This window comes from Anaerophaga thermohalophila str. Valhall (assembly GCF_000250735.1).
Taxonomy (GTDB): Bacteria; Bacteroidota; Bacteroidia; order Bacteroidales; family Marinilabiliaceae; genus Anaerophaga; species Anaerophaga thermohalophila_A.
In genome coordinates, this window is sequence record NZ_AHZV01000295.1 from 14856 (window position 1) to 35454 (window position 20599).

Here is a 20599-nt window from a genome sequence, read left to right on the forward strand (position 1 = left end):
AGATTTCTACAAATGTATAGGAATCAATTCATCCTGGTGTAAAAAGTAGATTAATAATTGATTAAAATGAGCTTTTTCCAGGGTAAAACGACGAAGAGGAAGTCTGAAAGCCAATTTTAACGTAATTCCAGAGCCTTCATTACAATGCGAAGTGTATCCTGGGGAGAAAGCCCCGAAGTATCGGCAATAATTTGTGCTTTGTTGTACCAGGGATCACGTTCCGAAAGTTTTGTTCTGATAAAATCCAACAGCTCTGATTCGCTCTTCCCCGCTATCAGTGGTCTGTGACCCCGGGCGGGAAGGAGGCGTTTGGCAAGTACCTCGGGAGAAACTTTCAGATAGATGGTCAGCCCGTACCGGTTCATGAAATCCATATTGTCCTGAAAGCAGGGAGCCCCTCCGCCAGTTGCAATAATTGCATTTTTCATATCTTGTGTCGAGAGCAGGGCCTTGTGTTCGAGCGCTCTGAATCCGTCTTCCCCGTATTTTGAAAACAGTTCGGAAACAGAAGCTCCTTCCTGCTTTTCAATTAGATGGTCAAGGTCCAGAAAATCACGGTTGAGGGCACGGGCCAGCATCCGGCCAAATGTGGTTTTCCCACTCCCCATAAATCCTGTAAGATAGATTGGTTCTGCCATGATCTCTTATTCAGAAAATAGACATCTGTCCCTTGTCTTCATCCTCCGTTGTGTCCTTCATTTCTTCAGATTCGGTTTCAGGTTCGGACTCGGGTTCAGGTTCAGGTTTTTCTCTGACGATGGGTTCCAGTTCCATTATTTTATGTACCTGGTAAGTGGTTAATCTTTTTCCTTTAGCCCGCCAACCTTTAACATTAATAAATTCGGCTACCTCTACGATTTTTTTCTCCCGGTCTTTATCCTCGCCGCCAAACTTTATCTCCAGTCGTGGATAATCCACGTGTGTCAGACGTATGAGTCGCGATTTGGGATTATCTCCGATAAATCTTTGCGGCTTGCTGACGGGTTCAACCTGGAAGCGTTTGACGTAATAGTAATCCTGGTCGGCATCATAATAGACAGCAGACCAAACAACGTCGGGATTGAATTTTTCGATGTAAAGGATGTTGTCTTCATAATGATTGGCCAGGTCGTAACTGGTTTGGAAAAAATAGCCGTCTGTTGTCATTACAAGTATCTGGTCGCCCGGATGGAACTCTCCCAAATATTTCCCGTGTCCGTCAACATTCAGGCGTAGTATTTCCGGCTCGAACCATATCTTTCGACCTCCCAGTGTGCTTTCTCCTTTTTTCTTAAGCACTATTTTGTGAATGTCGTATTTTGTGAGGATATTGCCCTGCGCACCTCGTCCTTTTATGGCCTGCCCGGCCATGTCGAATTCAAAAAACTGATTCCGGAGACGGGGACGGGGTTTCAGTGTTACCTTCAAAACTTCAGCCTCCCCGTTGGGGTTAGCGCTGAAATAGAGCACTTCAGAGCCTGGCGTTCCTTTGGTCAGGTTGTACTCTTTGTCGCGAGTAACACCTGTTACGGCAAAACGTTTGACATAGGTATTGCCTCGTTTACCGTCGCGGTAAACTACATTGTAAATGGTTCTGTTGTCGTTTCGCTTGAAGACGGCAATGTGAATAATGTTTTTACCTACAAAAGCTTTTTCCTGCACCTTAGTGACCAGGTACCGCCCGTCTTTGTAGAAGATGATGATGTCGTCAATGTCCGAACAGTTGCACACAAATTCATCTTTCTTCAGGGCAGTTCCGACAAATCCGTCTTCACGGTTGATATAAAGTTTCTCATTTTTTACAACCACTTTAGAAGCTTCTATGTTTTCGAAACTTCTTATTTCCGTCATTCTCGGATAACGGGAGCTGTACTTCTTTTTCAGGCCCTTGTAATAATCAATGGTGTAGGGAATAATGTTGTTAAGGTTATACTCAACCTGTTCCAGTTCCTCTTCCAGCGAAGCAATATATTCATCGGCCTTTTTGGAATCGAATTTGGAGATTCGCTTAATCTTGATCTCGGTCAGCTTGATGATATCATCGCGCGTAACTTCCCGTTTTAATAATTTTTTGAAGGGTTCCAGTCCGTGATCAATGGTCTTGATGATGGCCTCATAGGTTTCGCATTCCTCAATGCGCTGGTATATTTTGTTTTCGATAAAGATTTTTTCCAGAGATGAGAGGTGCCACGCTTCTTCAAGTTCTCCTTTGCGAATTTCGAGTTCCCGGGTCAGCAGGTGTACCGTGTGGTCCGTGTTTGATTTTAGTATTTCGCTTACAGTAAGGAATGCCGGCTTTTCGTCGCGAATTACGCAGGCATTGGGAGAGATCGAAAGTTCGCAGTCGGTAAAAGCATAAAGCGCATCGATGGTTTTGTCGGGCGAGGTGTTGGCGGGCAGATGTACGAGTATCTCTACCTTTTGGGCGGTATTATCGTCAATTTTTTTGATTTTTATTTTGCCCTTTTCATTGGCTTTGAGTATCGACTCTATTAAGGTTGTGGTATTTTTCCCGAAAGGAATATCCGAAATAACCAGTGTCTTATTGTCGAGTTTGCTGATTTTTGCCCTTACCCGCACAACTCCGCCCCGCAGACCGTCGTTGTATCTTGATACGTCCATCATTCCGCCTGTAGGAAAGTCGGGATACAATTCGAAAGACTGGCCTTTCAGGTAGGCGATGGAAGCGTCGATGAGTTCGGCAATGTTGTGGGGTAATATTTTGGAAGCGAGACCAACAGCAATGCCTTCTACTCCCTGGGCCAGGAGCAGCGGAAATTTAACAGGCAAGGCCACCGGTTCCTGATTTCTTCCGTCGTAGGAAGGTTTCCATTCGGTTATCTTCGGGTTAAACACGACATCGAGGGCGAACTTGCTCAGGCGGGCTTCGATGTATCGCGGGGCAGCTGCACTATCGCCCGTAAAAATGTTTCCCCAGTTTCCCTGCGTGTCAATGAGCAGGTTTTTCTGCCCCAACTGCACCAGCGCATCACCGATTGAAGCATCACCGTGCGGGTGATACTGCATAGTGTATCCAATGATATTGGCCACTTTGTTATACCGGCCGTCTTCTATTCTGCGCATGGCATGCAGGATGCGACGCTGCACAGGTTTCAGACCGTCGTGAATATGAGGTACGGCCCGTTCAAGGATGACATACGACGCATAGTCGAGGAACCATGAACGATACATTCCCTGGAGAGGCGTAATTTTTACATCGTGGGACTCATCCTGCCTTTGTTGCGACAGGTTGTCACGATTCTCTCCTTTTTCTGGCTCTTCGTTGTTTCCTTCGGGTGTTTCCGGATGTTTATTGATATCGTCACTCATTTTTTAAAGCATTTCTTCATCAACCACCAGGTTGTCAATGATAAAATTCTGCCTGTTTGGCGAATTTTTTCCCATGTAAAATTCCAGCAGCTCTTTAAAGGCGTCCTCTTTTTTCATACTAACCGGCTCCAGGCGGATATCCTTGCCTATAAAATGCTGGAATTCGTCGGGGGAAATTTCTCCCAGCCCTTTAAATCTTGTAATTTCGGCATTTTTCCCGATTTTTTTTATAGCATTCAGACGTTCCTGTTCGGTGTAACAGTAAAAGGTTTCTTTTTTGTTTCGCACCCTGAAAAGCGGAGTTTGCAGGATAAACAAATGTCCGTTTTTTACCAGTTCCGGGAAAAATTGCAGAAAGAATGTCAGCAATAGTAACCGAATATGCATCCCGTCAACGTCGGCATCAGTAGCGATGATTACCTGATTGTAGCGCAGGGCCTCAATTCCTTCTTCGATGTTGAGCGCTGCCTGAAGCAGATTAAATTCTTCGTTTTCGTATACCACCTTGCGGGTTAGACCGTAGGTGTTGAGTGGCTTTCCTTTCAGACTGAAAACCGCCTGGGTACTAACGTCGCGGGCTTTGGTGATGGAGCCCGAGGCAGAATCACCCTCGGTAATGAAAATAGAGGTTTCCAGCTTGCGTTCGTGATTGGAATTGAAATGGATCCTGCAATCGCGCAGCTTTTTGTTATGCAGACTAACTTTTTTGGCGCGTTCGCGTGCCAGTTTCTGGATGCCTGAAATGGCTTTTCTTTCTTTTTCCGATTCCAGTATTTTTTTATGCAGTATTTCTGCTGTATCAGGGTTTTTATGCAGGAAATTATCAAGCTTTTCTTTGACAAAATCAAGCATATAGTTTCGTATCGAAGCCCCGCCAGGCGACATGTCCTTTGACCCCAGCTTAGTTTTTGTCTGCGATTCAAATACCGGTTCTTCAATCTTTATACTAACTGCTGCAACAATTCCAGATCGGATGTCGGAAACATCAAAGTTTTTATTGTAGAACTCACGAATTGTTTTTACATAAGCCTCTCTGAAAGCCAGCAGATGGGTTCCTCCCTGAGTCGTGTGCTGGCCGTTAACAAAAGTGTAATATTCTTCGCCGTACTGATTGCAATGGGTTACGGCAATTTCCAGATCATCGTCTTTCAGCGATATGATAGGGTACAAACCGGTTTCGGTCATTTGCTCATCCAACAGGTCGAGCAGACCGTTTTCAGAGCGGTATTCTTCACCGTTGAAATGAATGGTAAGCCCGGTATTCAGATAAGTATAGTTTCTGAGCAGCGAGCTTATGTACTCTTCCCTGAATGCAAAATCGTTGAAGATGGATTCATCAGGTACAAATTCGACAAAGGTACCATTGGGCTCTTTTGAGGGTTCTACCGGGGCATCTTCTACCAGTTCTCCTTTGCTGAATACAACTCGTTTGGTCTCCCCGTCGCGAAAAGCCTGGATGACAAACCGGTCGGAAAGGGCATTGACTGCCTTAATTCCCACTCCGTTCAGCCCAACTGATTTTTTAAATACTTTGCTGTCATATTTGGCACCGGTGTTCATCTTACAGGCTACATCCATCACTTTTCCCAGTGGAATACCCCGCCCGAAGTCTCTTACTGCCAGATGCTTTTCAGAAAGATCGATGCGGATATCTTTGCCAAATCCCATCATAAATTCGTCGACCGAGTTGTCCATGACCTCCTTTATGAGGACATAAATCCCATCGTCGGCAAAAGTCCCGTCGCCGAGTTTTCCGATGTACATACCCGGCCTTCGCCTTATGTGTTCTTTCCAGTCAAGTGTGCGTATGGTTTCTTCCGAATAGTTCTGCACCATTTTGCCTTACATTTAAGTTGTGTCCTTTTTTGGTTATCCTTATTGCTGCAATTTGTGCGGTTTTTCATGCTGTTGCAGGTTGTTTGTACAGGTTTCGGACAGCATTTTACGAATATTTAGTGCTTGTCTATAAACTCGCAAAAATTTTTACAATAAGTGTGTCTGTTCAGAAAGTGCCAGTTGCAAGGCTTGCGAGGTCCGAAAATACGGAGTTTACTCATCGTAAATGAGTAATTTTCGGACGAGCGTAACACAGCAAATGGTACTTTATGGACAGACACTATTTATATTGTTCCGCTCCTGCAGAAACAAGCAATAATCCAAAGTCCGAAAATCTTCCTCCTTCCGGGAAAATTCTTCCAAATATAATTAAAAGGAGAATTCTATCGTAATCCCTGTTGGCAGATAAAATTTTTATTTGATGCAAATCAGGGGGTTTCGAAACAAATTTTTTTATCGTATCAATTCTGCCCTGTTGGTATCCAGTTTCAGAAAAATAAACAGCAAGACTGTAAACCCCCAGAAAGAAGAGCCGCCATAGCTAAAAAAGGGTAGCGGTATACCGATAACAGGAGCCAGACCAATTGTCATTCCTATATTGATAGCAATATGCATGAAGAAAATGGCTACAACACTATAACCATAAATACGGCTGAAATCGGAATGTTGTCGTTCGGCAAGGTAAACAATGCGCAAAAGGAGGGTCAGGAACAGAAGTATTACCATGGATGTACCTAAAAATCCCCATTCCTCCCCAACTGTGCAAAAGATGAAGTCTGTACTTTGTTCGGGCACAAAATCAAATTTGGTTTGGGTGCCTTCCAGAAATCCCTTTCCGGAAAATCCGCCTGAACCTATGGCTATCTTCGACTGGTTGACGTTGTATCCCACTCCTTGCGGGTCGTTTTCCAGGCCTATCATAACCAGAATCCTGTTTTTCTGATAACCGGAGAGTACAGAATCGAAAAAATAGTTGGTAGAATAGGTATAGCCCAGCATTGCCCATAGTAAAAACAGACCAATTCCCAATTGCGGCAAACGTTTAACTACGGTTTTTATAACAAGATAAGCTGAAGTAATGCCCACACTTATTATGAACGGTAAAATATATCCGGATTCTTTATCCAATACATCGAAAATGCCTACTGTTAGTGCAAAAGCAAAAGCTGTAATACCGAAAGAGATAATGGCCGTCTTCTTCTGTTTTGCGAAATAAATAATCGCACAAAAAAGTACAAATAATCCGGCATAAATATAAATGGTTTCGTAAAGCAGAGAAAGCACAAAAACTATTGCCGCCAATGCTCCGAGAAATAATACTACGGCAGGCATTCCTTCGCGGAAGAACACCAGGAAAAAGGCAAAATAGACAAGAGCAGAACCCGTGTCGTTTTGTAATAATATGATCATTGCCGGCAAGAACACCACGGCTCCCATTTTCAGGGTGTGCCGTGAACGATTCATTTGGAAGTTATACCGGCTCATCACCCTGGCCAGGGCAAGACTTGCCGCTACTTTTGTGAGCTCCGCCGGCTGAAAGCGGACAGGGCCAAACTGAAACCAGGCTTTTGCACCGTTAATCTCTATGCCAAAAAAGAGAGCCATCAGCAGCAGGAATAACGACAATCCAAAAAAGATGTATGAAAACTCTACGAAGAATTTACTGTCGATGAGAAAAAGAAACCCAATCGTCAATACCGACAAACCGATCCAAACAAGTTGTCTGGTGGGCTCGGTTGAAATGTCCCAGAAAGAACCGACTTCCGGGTCGTAATTGGCGGCATAGATATTCATCCAGCCAAAAGCGACCAGTAAAATGTAAATTATTACTGTCAGCCAGTCAATATTTTTGTATGGTCTAATCGTTACTCTCATTTATCAGATCGGCTTCTAACATTCGTTGTTCTATCCATTTCCGGGTTCTGTGTATTTCCCCGTTGAGATATTTTTCTATGATCAGGCTTGAGATAGGGGCCCCGTAAGTAGAGCCGAAGGTTCCGTTTTCAACATAAGTGGCAACAGCAATTTGTGGATTGTCTTTGGGCGCAAAAGCGATAAAAATACTGTGGTCGTCGCCATGCGGATTTTCTGCAGTTCCGGTCTTCCCGCAAATGCTGATGCCAGGGATTCGGGCAATCCGGGCGGTACTTCCTTCTCCGCCCCAGATGGCCAGCTCCATTCCGTCAATAACCGGGTCGAAATGAGCAGAGTCAATACCGACATATCGTGGTTCGGTGAACCGGGAAGGAATGGTGTCATTTTCAATTTCCTTTGCTACATGAGGTGTAAACCAATGCCCCCGGTTAGCAATTGCAGCTGTCATGTTAGCCATCTGTATGGGTGTTGTCAGCAGCTCTCCCTGTCCAATGGCCAGAGATATCACAGTGAGCGATCCCCAGCTTCCACCATATATCTGGTCATAATAATCGCTGTTGGGAACAAATCCTCTGGCTTCGTTACTCAAATCGGTGCCCAATTTGTACCCGAAACCGAAATCTACTAAATAATTTTTCCAAACATCAAGACCCGTTTTGGGTGAACCGTATTCCGGATTGTCAAGTATGTTTCGGAAAACATTACAATAATAGGCGTTACATGACATCTGGATGGAGCCGCGCAAATCCAGCGGACTCGGGTGATCATGGCATCCTACCGATAATGAAGGTGTGTGATAACCCATTTGGCAACTGTAGCGTGTTTCCGGGGTAACTATGCCCTCCTGGAGTCCTATCAGCGCATTGATGGTTTTGAAAGTGGAGCCGGGAGGATATCCCGATTGAAGCGGCCGGTTGAAAAGCGGATAAAGCGTGTCATTGGCCAGTTTTGGAAAATTAGTATTTCGTTTTCGCCCTACAAGCATCGATGGGTCGTAAGATGGAGAAGATACCATGGCAAGAATTTCACCGCTGGCAGGTTCGATGGCGACAATGCTACCCACTTTGTTTTGCATCAGTAGTTCCCCGTATGCCTGTAGGTTGTGGTCTAATGTTAGTGTCAGGTTTTTCCCCGAAACAGCCGGCTCGTCGTACCGTCCCTCCCGAAAAGCTCCTTTCTGGCGACCATGAACATCAACCAGGACATATCTGGCACCTTTATGCCCGCGCAGGGCTTCTTCGTAAGTTTTTTCAACTCCGCTGATACCCCAGTAGTCTCCCTGACTGTAGTATGGGCGTCCCTTTAATTGCTGTTCGCCAATTTCACCCACATAACCAAGCACGTTGGCTGCATTTGAATATTCATATTTCCTTACAATTCTTCGCTGACCAAAGAAACCTTTGAATTTATAAAGCTTTTCGTGAAAATATCCATATTGTTCTGCCGGCATCTGCTTGTAAAATATCGACGGCTGGAAGGATGAAATTTTTCTTGCCTGCAAATCTTTTTTCATGTTTTGAAACAGACTTCGTACCTTTTCAATTTCAAGGCCCATGCTCTCTGCCAGCTCTGCCGTATCAATTTCTCCCATTTCCCTCGGAACAACCATAATGTCATAAACGGCCTGGTTCGAAACCAAAAGTTCTTTATTGCGGTCGTAAATCAGACCCCGTGCCGGGAACTCGGTAATCTTTCTTCTGGCATTGCTCTCGGCCGAAAACTTGTAAGATGGATCGAACACCTGCAGCATGAAAAGCCGGATGACAAATACAATGGTTACAACAACCATGATGAGCCTTATTATTATGGTTCGATTGTTTTGATTTTCCACTTACCAAGAGATTTACAGGGTTCCGGATTTATTTCTGGCAAACAGCATGGCAATAAAGATAAATATCAATGAAGCCAGTGCGCTAAGTATGCTTTTCCATAGTATAGAGAAAAAATCGGCCATACTGAATGCTTCCACGAAAAACAAAAACAGGTGATGGGTCGTCACCAATATGGCGGCATATTTAAAAAACCATCCAAAGCCATAATCGGCCGGAACAGGAAGGGTTCCTGGCTCGTATCCGTCGCGGGGCGAAAAAGAGCTCAGAACAAACGGGCGTAAAAACGCCATGAAGACAGTTGCCGAAGCGTGTATCCCCAATGTATTCATGAAGATGTCAAGAGTAAGTCCGGTGATGAATCCAAGTATTAATAACAGCCATCTCGGCGTGGAGAAAGGCAGGGTGATGATAAACAACACATAAATGTAGGGATTCATGAATGTACTAAGCTGAAGATTATTCAGCAACAATACCTGAATAAGGACAAAGGCTACAAAATTGAACAAATATCTTGGTAACCAGTTAATCATCTTCGTTTAGTTTTTCAAGTTCCCGTTGTTCTTCTGCACCTGTTTTTTTCACAACATGTACATATTGGAGCTGTTTGAAATCGACCGACAGCAAAACTCTTATATCATAAAATCCTTCTCCCTGATTGATGGATATTTCATCGATGGTTCCGATTAATATGTTTTCGGGAAAAATGGATGAGTAGCCACTGGTTACCACAGCATCTCCCACCGAGGGTGATGCATGGGCAGGAATGCCACTTAAAGTGGCATACCGGTAATTTAAACCTTCCCAGCCCAATGAACCGAAAAATCCTGTATCACGTAAACGCGCAGATATCTGAAGTCTGGTATTCAGCAAAGAAATTACGGTAGAATAACTGTCCGAAGTGTTAAGCACGACGCCTACCAGTCCTCTCGATGAAATTACTCCCATGTCGGGGAGTATTCCGTCATCAGCACCTTTGTTGAGTGTAAGATAGTTGAAATGTTTGTTTACAGAGTTGTTGATGACCTTTGCCGGGGTGTAACGGTATCTTTGAGAGCCAATACTGTCAATATAAAACCTTGTAGCAGTAGTTGACAAAAAATCTGTTTTTTCCAGTTGATTCCGAAGCTCCGAGTTTTCCCGGAGCAGTTCTTCGTTGGTCTTTCTCAATCTGAAGTATTCAACAACAGAACTGAATTGTTCGTAAAAAAAACCCGAAATCTTGTTGGAAGAGCTTAAATAAAAGTTCCTGTGATATTGGTTGTAATTAAATATAAACGAAAAGCTGATGATTTCCAGTAAAAGAAACAACAGCAAAAAATGATAGCGAATGATGAAACGGAAAAAGTTTCTCATTGTAAAAAGTTAATTCTGAACTGAGCATCTATCTCATCAGGAACGAAAATTTGTGTCTGTTTTTAAGCGCAATGCCCGTCCCTCTTGCCACAGCGTGCAAAGGGTCTTCAGCAATGTGGAACGGGATGTTGATCTTCTCGGTCAGTCGTTTGTCCAGCCCTCTGAGTAAAGCTCCTCCGCCTGCCAGATAGATGCCGTTCATAACAATATCGGCATAGAGCTCCGGGGGTGTCTGTTCCAGAGCATTCAGGATAGCGGTTTCCATTTTAGAGATGGACTTCTCGAGGCAGTGCGAAATTTCCTGATATGAAACCGGAACTTCAATGGGGAGCGCAGTCATTTGATTGGGCCCCTGAACGATATAATCGGCCGGCGGATCGTCAAGTTCGGGGAGGGCCGACCCAACTCTTATCTTGATTTCTTCGGCGGTGCGTTCTCCGATTTTAATATTGTGCTGGCGCCGCATGTATTCCATGATGTCGGTGGTAAGGTCATCACCGGCAATACGTATCGATTTGTTGGTAACGATGCCTCCAAGTGAGATGACGGCAATTTCGGTTGTTCCACCACCAATGTCGACTACCATGTTTCCCTCGGGAGCTTCAACGTCGAGGCCTATACCGAGCGCAGCAGCCATGGGCTCATAGATCATGTAAACTTCGCGGCCCCCGGCATGCTCGCCGGAATCACGTACGGCTCTTATCTCTACTTCGGTGCTGCCGGAAGGGATACAAATTACCATTGTGAGCGAGGGAGTGAAGACCTGATTCTTTTTGTTTGATCATTTTGATCATGCCCCGTATCATTTGTTCGGCAGCATTAAAATCGGCAATCACACCGTCGCGAAGAGGACGAATGGTATATATGTTGTCGTGGGTTTTTCCGTGCATCTGGCGCGCTTTTTCACCAATTGCTTCCAATTTGTCGGTACGGCGGTTCAACGCCACAATGCTGGGTTCATCCACAACTATCTTATCGTTCTGGATTATTATGGTATTGGCCGTTCCCAAGTCCATGGCCAATTCCTGAGATAAAAATGAAAACAATCCCATTGTTTAATGTTTTATTAATGTTTAAAGTGACGGGTACCGGTAAATACCATCGACATTTGATGGGCGTTACAGAAATCTATTGAATCGTTGTCGCGAACCGATCCGCCCGGCTGAATAACTGCTTTTATACCTGCCTCGTGCGCAAGCTCTACAGAATCGGAAAAAGGGAAAAAAGCATCGGAAGCCATAACGGCCCCTTCAGTCTCAAAATTGAATGCCCGGGCTTTGGCAATAGCCTGTTTCAGTGCGTCAACACGAGATGTTTGCCCAACTCCGCTGCCAATCAACTGCTTGTTTTTGGCAATCACAATGGCATTGGACTTGGAATGTTTTACAATCTTGTTGGCAAAAAGAAGATCCTCAATTTCACTGTCGGCAGGACTTGAGTTCGTGACTGTTTTTAAGTCTTGCTGTGTTTCAATCCTGAGGTCTTTCTCCTGTGCCAAAACCCCGTTTAAGAGGGTTCGGGAACTTTGTCCTGATATCTTATCAGGTTTTTGTAAAAGTATAATGCGATTCTTTTTTTGCTTCAGAATATCGAGCGCGTCATGGTCATAACCCGGGGCAATGATCACTTCGAAAAATATCTTATTGATTTCGCCTGCAACTTCAGCATTAATCCGGCCATTGGTGATAATGATTCCGCCAAGAGCAGAAACAGGGTCACCTGCGAGTGCCTCATTCCAGGCATCCGATATATTGTTGCGCGACGCCAGTCCGCAAGCATTGTTGTGCTTCAATATGGCAACAGTTGTTTCGGAAAAGTCAGAAATTAAAGAAACGGCTGCATCAATGTCGAGCAGATTATTGTAAGATATTTCTTTGCCATGCAATTGCTCAAACAGCTGGTCGAAACTTCCGTAGAAAACACCTTTCTGATGGGGGTTTTCCCCGTACCTGAGTGTTTTACTGTCATCGATGGCCTGGCGGAATGCAGGGAAATCATGTTCCCGGTTGAAATAATTGAAGATGGCCGTGTCATACCCGGAAGAAACCGAAAATGCTGCAGCTGCTAAATAGCTACGGTCTTCCAGTGAGGTTTCACCGTTCTGTTCATCAAGGATTTTCAGCAGTTTTTGATATTGCCTTTTAGACGGAACAATAACCACGTCTTTGTAGTTTTTTGCAGCTGCACGAATAAGTGCAATGCCACCGATATCAATTTTTTCGATGATGTCAGCATGTGAAGCCCCCGATGCCACCGTTTCTTCAAAAGGATACAGATCAACAATAACGAGGTCAATCTCAGGAATTTCGAAATCCTCTATCTGCTTTTGATCCGTTTCAACATTTCTACGGCCAAGAATACCGCCAAAAACTTTGGGATGAAGTGTTTTTACTCTGCCCCCGAGTATGGAAGGGTAACCGGTGAGTGATTCTACGGCCGTTACATCAACTCCTAATCCTTCTATAAACGACTGGGTGCCTCCCGTTGAATAAATTTGGACACCCAGGGCATTTAATTTTTTTACTATTTCATCGAGTCCGTCTTTGTGATAAACCGATATTAAAGCTGATTTTATCTTTTTTGTACCTGTCATTTTAATGTCTGTTGGTCTTAGAATAGTCGCAAAATTAAGAAAAAGAGAACATTTAGCAATAGGTGGATGATAAATAATAGCGGTGGGGAAATATTATTTTGAGGTGCTGGGAAATTTTCCAGGCAGAGGCAGAGGTTAAGGTTAAGGTTGAGGTTGAGGTTGAGGTTGAGGTTGAGGTTGAGAATTCTCCACAGAGAACACAGAAGAAGGCAGCAGGCAGCAGTTAGAAGCCGGAAACTCAAAACCCGGAACACGAAACACGAAATCAAAGCAAATTGAGGTTAAGGTTAAGTTTGAGGATGAGATTGCACCACATATGAACACAGAAGAGCACAAGGTTGCACCACAGATGATACAGATTCTTTGCAAGCAAAGCGAACAGGCCACCGCGCCTTTTAAATAGATAAAGTCGTTCATTATTACGACATTCTTTTGAACAGTGATATTTTGACAACTAACATTTACACAATACTTCGTTAAATTTTGTAATACACTGTAGGTAAATTGTTTGTATCTAAAGAAGTTTGTTTATTTAAATGCAGTATATTAATGTTGTAAAAATCATCTTACATCTTATATCTAAAAATCTCACGATCTATTGATTTACAGGTGCAAACATTTTTAAAGATTTGGATGACAAACCTTGCACCTTAAATGGAATTATGCGATTTAAATAATTTATTATTAATTATTTAAGTGTTATTCAGCAGACCCTGAATATAGTTGTAAATGTGGTTTAAATATTGTTTTTTATTGATACAATATATTTTACAGATAGCTTTTCCCACTATTTGCTTTGCGTAACATTTTGATTTTTTTGTCACACCATTTTCTGTCGTTGATTTTACATAGCTTCCGTCAAATGATACTATAACCTTTCCATTATTCGTTTGTGCGAATAGATTAAAGGTTGTGACGATTAATGCTGTTACCAAAAGTGATTTCTTCATTAGTATAAAATTTATTTTTTAAGGTCTGAGGGAACTTGTATGCAAGCCCTTCAATATATTCTTATTGTTGTAATCCAAACTATGCTTGTTTTATACCTAATGCCAAATGCAGGGTATCGAAGCCTCCTTAACATCTATCCCTTAATCCTTTCATTCCCGGAATCCTGTAAACTCTAATTCAGACAACTGTATTCACCGCCTTACCACCAGTGCATTAGGAACATCCCAATCTTTAAACGCTTCAAATATCCGATTATTGTTTTTTATGGTTTAAAGAACCGCCGTATACGAGACCCGTACGTACGGTTTACCCTGTGAAATAAGTTGATTTCACAGGGTGAATGTGAGAGGTGCTCCGGTAGGGGAATGGCTTACCGGGCATCTACTTGATTGTATTTTAGTAGCCGTCCTTTCCCCAATGTTTTTTTTAGAAGCATTTTGTTCTTCTTTTTTGTCAGGGAGGGAGAGGTTTTTATTTGATTTTCTTTTTCCATACCGGTTTGGCTCAGACACACTCTTTGACAAGCTGTGTCTGGCGTATTGGCTTGAGCGGCTTGGCAATGTGTGTGTCTGTTGAGTGTTTGGCATTTTAATGTTGGTATTTTTAAAGTTTTCAGCTTGTTCAAATATTTCTTTATAGACTTCATCTCTGTCTACCGGAGGATAGTCATTCTCGGCTAATAAGATGATCAGGTCAGCTTTCAATTCCGCTTTTATGTCTGATCTTTTACTCCAGTCCGTGTATTTTGCTTTGTCGTCTACCACTTGCTTTACCTCTTTTGCCAGCACAAGTAATTTGTCATGTGGGTATTCAAAGTCGTATTTGACTGTCAGTGCTTTGAGTATGTCATAAAATGCCTTTTCCTCAAAATCAATTCCTAATTCATTGAAGGATTCCTTTTTTAGTGCATGGTATAGATCAATTATTTCGTCTGTAAAGTCGTCCAGTACTTCACTTCTCAGTACGTCACTTTCTTTTCGTTCGTTGTATTTCTCAACAAGGCTTTGCATTTTCTTGGAAAAGTCAATGCCCTGAACCCGGTTTACTTTTTTGAATTCCTCTATGGCTTTAGCGAGAAGCTGTTGGAGCAGCTTGATTTTGGTATTAGGGAGCTTGATCTTTTCAATTTTTGCTAAGTAATCATCATCAAAAATGTCCGTTTCTGCATTCTTGTCGTCATTGAGTTTGAAAATCTCTTCCACACCATCACTGCTCAAAGCATCTTTAATCATTTCTATCTGTTCAGCCATCTCCCTTTTGGTAATGTGGCTATTGGATTCATTGGATTCAATCAGATTCAAAATCTTTATCTGGCTTTCTGAAAGCTCTTTTGCCAACCTTTTTACCAACCCTTTTACCAACTCAACTTGCGGGGTAACCCTCTCAATTGCCGCCCACCTGCCGGGCGGGCAGGGGAAAACCATTCGCAAGAAGTTCTCGGAAAAATCAATCAGACGATATTTTTGTGTAAATACTGTCACTGCGCTTTCCGATTTAATGAACGAAGAAAACTTCTGCCTTTCTCTGTAAGCTGGTATTTTTGTTTGCTGCTTTTGGGTTTTTCGGGTATGGTGAGTGCCACCAGCCCTGCATCAATGGCAGGTTGAAGATATTTATACAGAAAGGTAGGGCGGTGTTTAAGTGACAACATTTTCATTATTTCACTTCCCGAATGTGTACTTTTCATTACCTGAATAAGTTTGCCGACTTGTTCGGTAACTTGTTCGGTAACTTGTTCGGTAACTTGTTCGGTAGCTTGTTCGGTGACTTTCTCAATTGCAGGGAACACCATTCGCAAAAAGTTCTCAGAAAAATGAAAGCATTCCTTTCCGTAGGTTTCTAAAATACGTGGAATGCCTGATCCCAGCTGCTCCACCATTTCCAAATCTTTGTAAATCCGCATCAATTCTTTGTTGCGGGGAATGGAATAGCCCTCGAAAAACTCTTCTTTGCTCAACCCTTCAGGAAGAGAACCTGCGGAAGTAATTTCAATGCGGTCTGAGAAAATTTCAAACTTGGGCGGAATCTCCCGGGTGTAGTCATTGTGAACAAAGGCATTGATAATAGCCTCCCGCAAGGCAATGGCATTCCATAGGCGCTGTTCTTTGCGTTCTTTGGAGGTGATGGTGGCAGCCGTGCGGTTTTCCAATTCAATCTTGTCCAGCACGCTTTTGGTAGCCTTGATCAGGGAGCAATAGCCGTATTCATTGTTTTCGATCAGATCGACCCGGGTTTCACCGCTATATTTGGCGACTTTGATGGACACATTGTTTTCATCTGCCAGCAGGTATCCGGCATAGTTCAGCGAACCATCTTCAGTGAGCAGTTCCAGATTCTTTTTAAACTGTTTGTTGAGCGGCTTTTTCTTCTCTTCATAATAGATGCGTAATTGCTCAAAGCTCAGATCCTGCCGATGGGCTTTGATCTTGCCAATAGAGTTTCGAGTGCGTGAAGCAAACAGCTTGTCGATCATCGCCTGGGGCATGGGTTCGGCTGCTGTACCAACCCGGATAAAACAACCCTTTTCGGTCATACCGTATTTCTTTTTGAAATAGGGTTTTTCACTGCCGCTAGCTACAATAATCTTGATGATTTCCTTGCCTTCCTGTTCTTCCGTCACCACATCAAACAGCCCCATAGCCGATGGTAAAATGTTGTTTTTGATGCAGTCTTTGATCTTCAGCGTATCCCCGTCTGCATCTGCTACGCCCAACACCTTACCCGTTTTGTCAATACCAATATAGATCAGGCCGCCCTCCCGGTAATTGAGGAATGCCACGACCTCTTTCTCCAAATCCAGGTCTTTGGTAAGGGATGATTTGTATTCTATGCGGTTGGTTTCGGGCATATTAACTTTCTTGTTTCTGTGATTCTTATAAAATAAAGTCTCTCATTCTTTTAATAGATTCTTCTAATTCTTTTATGTCAGGTGTTCCATTATCAGCCTTATGATGAATTTGATTTCGTATATATGTATGAATTGAAACTTCATTTGGGTATCCCATCCATGGATGCTCCTTGGCTTCCCTCTTCGTGTTTTGGAAGTATTCTATATCAAAGGTTTTTATGCTGTTAGTTCTTGCATGATTCTTAAATAACTGCCCATAGAGTTCATTATGATATTCTTCCGTGGGAAGGCCAAAGGCGACATAGTTTACTTCATTGGCAGATGTGTAATCAAGAACTGACGTTTCAGGGGTGGCAATTTGAACGGATTCTTCGGTCTTGGTTAAAACTTTAACAAGAACCTGCTCATTCATCATCGCCTGTTTAACAAACAATGGGGAGTGAGTCGTTAAAATTATTTGAGCATCCTTTGAAAACTCAAGAAGTAATTCTATAAAGTCAGATTGGAGTTTAGGGTGCAGATGCAGTTCTGGCTCATCGATCAATACAATTAATAGCTTCTGTTCTTTTCTGGTTAGGTAGTATGAGTACAAAAGCGAAAAAATCATCTCATACCCAGAGCCGAGTTGACTTAATAGGACAGTTTGCAGATTATCTTTTTCAGTTCCAAAAAAAGCATTTGTGAAAGGTTTCCAACTATCTATAAATTTCAATTTAAGCTGATTACCGCTAATTTCTGAAAACTTTTCAATCGCCTCCTTTAACCCCTCTGTTATTCCCTTGGCATCAAATGTTTTTACATTTTTAAGGCCTTCATTGCAGTCAAACGGATTTTCATCTTTCTGAAGATACTGAAAGTTAAAGTTCTCCATAATCTTATCGAATCTTGTCTCATTAAATGTACCTTTTTTGGTTTGGTTGGTTCTGTTTTTATCAAGAATTAAATACTCCAACTCATTAAATCTTGACCCTGCCCAAGGATTGTTAACAGAAAGTCTCAAATCCGGTGAATTGTCTTTAGGCTTAGTTTCTCCGTCAGCTTTAATAAACTTTTGATCCGTAACTATTGAAGAAAAGAATTGCCGGGAACCTTGTTTTCTTAACCCACCTTTAAATGAAAATCCTTTACCCTTATATTCAACCTTTGGCATAGTTGCTTTATAGGAAAAATTTTCATTCATCAATACTTCAATCTCACAATCCTTGGTTGGGTCATTCAAATCGTTCAGCGAAAATGAATTAGCCTTGAAAGAAACATAAGGTAGTGCCAGCGCATCAAGTAAAGCTGTTTTTCCACAACCATTTTCACCCACAAAAATATTAAGTCCTGTACCTTGAGTAGTACCGTCAGGAATATTAAAATCATTGATTTCAAAGGGAGCCTCAGTAGGAAACAACCTATAATTTTTTATTTGAATAGACTTAATCATACTACCTCCCTTTCTTCTTCAGGTTCAACAATTCCATCCATCACCTCTTTCATCAAAAATGGGCAGAGTGGCTTAATGGTTTCTTTCAATTGCTCGTTGATTCGCTTTCGGGTTTACCAGGGCTGTAAATTCTTGTAAAACAATTTTGTAGAGCGACATCGTGTCGCTAACCTGGTTCTTTACGCCCCCCAAGAACCGTGCGTGCCAGTTTATCCATCCATAATTAATATTTAAAGGCATGCATGATTTCCAATTCCCGGCACAGGGCTCAGGCACTTTTAAAGCCTTCCCGGCGAGGGGAGACCCGGCTGTTGTTACCATTTTTGTTATCGTTGACAATAAAAGTAGTAATTTGCCTGCAATTTTTGGCTAACATTTCTTTCTTTTTGTTCTATAGCAGAACTGTTTGCGCCGTTTCGGCATGCCTGTATTGCCACTCCCCACTGTCTGAATTAGGATGCGTAGGATTAAAGGATTTTAGGATTCATGCGCTCAGACAATCCCTTAATCCTCAAAATCCTGTAAATCCTAATTCTGACAACTGCCCTTCATTAGCTTCACCGCCTTACCACCAGTGCATTAGGAACGTTCCAAACTTTAAACGCTTCAAATATCCGATTATTGTTTTCCATGGTTTAAAGAACCGCCGTATACGAGCCCCGTACGTACGGTTTACCCTGTGAAATAAGTTGATTTCACAGGGTGAATGTGAGAGGTGCTCCGGTGGGCTAAGGGCTTAGCGGCAGTCTATTCGATTAGCAACAGGGTTTTAATTTTCATTCAATATTTATTAAATCTCACGAGTTAAATCGACAATCATTGGAATATTTGATTTAACTCCTTTCCCTGTCACAATAGCATGATATTTCGTTAAGTTAGGTAAAGTTGTTACTAGTTCTTTTCCCAAATAATTTCCAATAAATGTAAAACTTGTTTCATCAAAAGCTTGAAAACATAAAATAGTATTACATTGTGTCAAGACAGTCTTTGATACGTTTGCTGTTCTTTGTGCAATAACAAGTAAGCCAACTCCATACTTTCTTCCTTGCAATGCTATCTGACCAATTTTGTTTACTATTGCTTTGCTACTTCCAAAGTCTCCAAAATCTCCTAAAAATGTAGTTTCTGGAACAACTGTGTGCGCTTCTTCCAATACAAGGCAAATTCTTTCAGCATTCCCTTTTTTAGCGATGTTAAATACATTCTCTAGGAAGAATTGAGTAAATTCAAGAATAAAAGAAGTATTGGATAAATCAGGTAATTCAAAAATCCCAATTTTGACTTCGCTTTCAATAAATTCATTAATGTATTCATTTAGCTTTTCTTGAATTTTATATTTTAGGTCAAGAACTGCCTTTGAATTTTTGCTTTTTGATGCAGTTTCTTTGTCCGCAATCATTCTTTCTATTTTAATCACCCCGTCAGCATCGTGAAGAATTGATTTTGGATTTAATTCTTTTAATTTTTCTTGATACTCACTGGTGAAATCCACGCAAATTATTTTTGTATCAGTCCTTAGTTCTTTTAGAATTTCAAAAGTTATGAACGATTTTCCTGAGCCAGTCACACCTAAAATTGCGAAATGATGACTGATGGCATCATGAAGGTTCAGAACGACTGGTAAAGTCGTATTAGGAATGTTTCCAAGTTTGTATTCTGGATATTCAAAAGCAGGAGGTACAATCTCGGATGTGTCTGCAATAAGTACAATTGAATTTACATCTGGAACCCAACCATATTTTTCAAATGAGTAGTTTTCATTATTCCAACTTCCTAGTTGAATTGCTTCGCCTTTTACAAATCCAGTCTCATTCTTTTTCTCAACTATTTCTTCTTTTGTAACTCCTTGTGTGATTTGATAATAAATGGTCTTATCGTTTACGTTAATTTCTAATAAATCACCTTCTGAAATTTCGTGAGAATTATAGCACTCAAAGTTTATTTTCCTGATTTCTGAACCATCTACGATAACTCCGACAAATCGCTCGATAATGTTTTGTATATTCTCATCATTTGAGATACGATAGACAATATTTTTTTCAAAACTTCTCTTTAATTCATCATCATGTTCTTCCTTACAAAGTAGAACTTTAATCCATTTCTGGTCATTTAATAGAAATGATTCCAATACAAATCCATAACAAACAATCGTTTCGTCATCTTGAACGGTGTATTTAAATCTAACAATATCAAATATTTTAGTATTTAGGCTATCTTGAAATAATCTAACGAGAAAAATCTTCTTGGATTGAACGCTAATTATTCTTCCAATAGCGTCATCTGAATATTTCTTTTTAATCGATATCTTATTTACAAGTTTTTGAGGGTCAGCTACAATTATAAACCACCAGAAAAGCATTAACGACAAAACTTTAATATCATTGATGGAATAAAAAGTTAAAAGGAAATACAAAAACATTGCTGAGAAAACTAATTTCCCCTTTCCCAAAGTGGTTGCAATATTTTTTAAATATTCGCTGATAACGTTTTTATAATTGTCAGGACTTCTGTCGTCATCATTTAAAATAATTGATAGGAAAGAGCATATCAAAATCAATATGATATAAGAAAAT

The 20599-nt window shown here is 41.7% G+C and carries 16 protein-coding genes; all 16 read right to left on the reverse strand.

Annotation, left to right across the window (positions count from 1 at the left end; genetic code table 11):
* Positions 1-116: 116 nt before the first annotated feature.
* Complete coding sequence (locus OQ5_RS0115350; RefSeq protein ID WP_016778332.1) at positions 117-638, reverse strand: shikimate kinase; 522 nt, start codon at positions 636-638, stop codon at positions 117-119.
* Positions 639-648: 10 nt separating this feature from the next.
* A complete protein-coding gene (locus OQ5_RS0115355; protein ID WP_016778333.1) occupies positions 649-3309 on the reverse strand; it encodes a DNA gyrase/topoisomerase IV subunit A in 2661 nt (886 codons plus the stop codon).
* 3 nt (positions 3310-3312) lie between these two features.
* Positions 3313-5145, reverse strand: coding sequence for a DNA topoisomerase IV subunit B (locus OQ5_RS0115360; RefSeq protein ID WP_016778334.1), 1833 nt, complete (start codon positions 5143-5145; stop codon positions 3313-3315).
* A 453-nt stretch (positions 5146-5598) separates the two neighbouring features.
* Positions 5599-7020, reverse strand: a complete 1422-nt coding sequence (gene rodA / locus OQ5_RS0115370; RefSeq protein WP_016778335.1) for a rod shape-determining protein RodA — start codon at positions 7018-7020, stop codon at positions 5599-5601.
* A complete protein-coding gene (mrdA, locus tag OQ5_RS0115375) occupies positions 7004-8851 on the reverse strand; it encodes a penicillin-binding protein 2 (protein ID WP_026055330.1) in 1848 nt (615 codons plus the stop codon). Before mrdA ends, rodA begins: the two co-directional genes overlap by 17 nt.
* A gap of 12 nt (positions 8852-8863) precedes the next feature.
* Entirely contained in the window at positions 8864-9382 is a 519-nt protein-coding gene (locus tag OQ5_RS0115380) for a hypothetical protein (RefSeq protein WP_016778337.1), read from the reverse strand.
* Entirely contained in the window at positions 9375-10205 is an 831-nt protein-coding gene (gene mreC / locus OQ5_RS0115385) for a rod shape-determining protein MreC (RefSeq protein WP_016778338.1), read from the reverse strand. The genes OQ5_RS0115380 and mreC overlap by 8 nt, the downstream gene beginning before the upstream one ends.
* Before the next feature lie 28 nt (positions 10206-10233).
* Positions 10234-10947 carry a rod shape-determining protein gene (locus tag OQ5_RS21315; protein WP_255297580.1) on the reverse strand — a complete coding sequence of 238 codons (714 nt, stop codon included), beginning with the start codon at positions 10945-10947 and terminating at the stop codon, positions 10234-10236.
* Complete coding sequence (locus OQ5_RS25430; RefSeq protein ID WP_255297581.1) at positions 10892-11257, reverse strand: rod shape-determining protein; 366 nt, start codon at positions 11255-11257, stop codon at positions 10892-10894. The genes OQ5_RS21315 and OQ5_RS25430 overlap by 56 nt, the downstream gene beginning before the upstream one ends.
* Before the next feature lie 14 nt (positions 11258-11271).
* Complete coding sequence (purH, locus tag OQ5_RS0115395) at positions 11272-12798, reverse strand: bifunctional phosphoribosylaminoimidazolecarboxamide formyltransferase/IMP cyclohydrolase (protein ID WP_016778339.1); 1527 nt, start codon at positions 12796-12798, stop codon at positions 11272-11274.
* 692 nt (positions 12799-13490) lie between these two features.
* Complete coding sequence (locus tag OQ5_RS0115405) at positions 13491-13748, reverse strand: hypothetical protein (RefSeq protein ID WP_016778341.1); 258 nt, start codon at positions 13746-13748, stop codon at positions 13491-13493.
* 330 nt (positions 13749-14078) lie between these two features.
* Positions 14079-15230, reverse strand: a complete 1152-nt coding sequence (locus OQ5_RS24900; protein ID WP_044107961.1) for a DUF3387 domain-containing protein — start codon at positions 15228-15230, stop codon at positions 14079-14081.
* Positions 15227-16597: a Fic family protein gene (locus OQ5_RS0115415; protein WP_016778343.1), complete on the reverse strand. Its 1371-nt coding sequence runs from the start codon at positions 16595-16597 to the stop codon at positions 15227-15229. The genes OQ5_RS24900 and OQ5_RS0115415 overlap by 4 nt, the downstream gene beginning before the upstream one ends.
* Positions 16598-16622: 25 nt before the next feature.
* Positions 16623-18026 (reverse strand): AAA family ATPase, encoded by a 1404-nt coding sequence (locus OQ5_RS0115420; protein ID WP_016778344.1) that lies wholly within the window; start codon positions 18024-18026, stop codon positions 16623-16625.
* Between the two features lie 72 nt (positions 18027-18098).
* Complete coding sequence (locus tag OQ5_RS23270) at positions 18099-18347, reverse strand: hypothetical protein (RefSeq protein WP_141638889.1); 249 nt, start codon at positions 18345-18347, stop codon at positions 18099-18101.
* 469 nt (positions 18348-18816) lie between these two features.
* Positions 18817-20599: ATP-binding protein (locus tag OQ5_RS0115435; protein WP_016778347.1), on the reverse strand; the 1783-nt coding region annotated here is incomplete at its 5' end.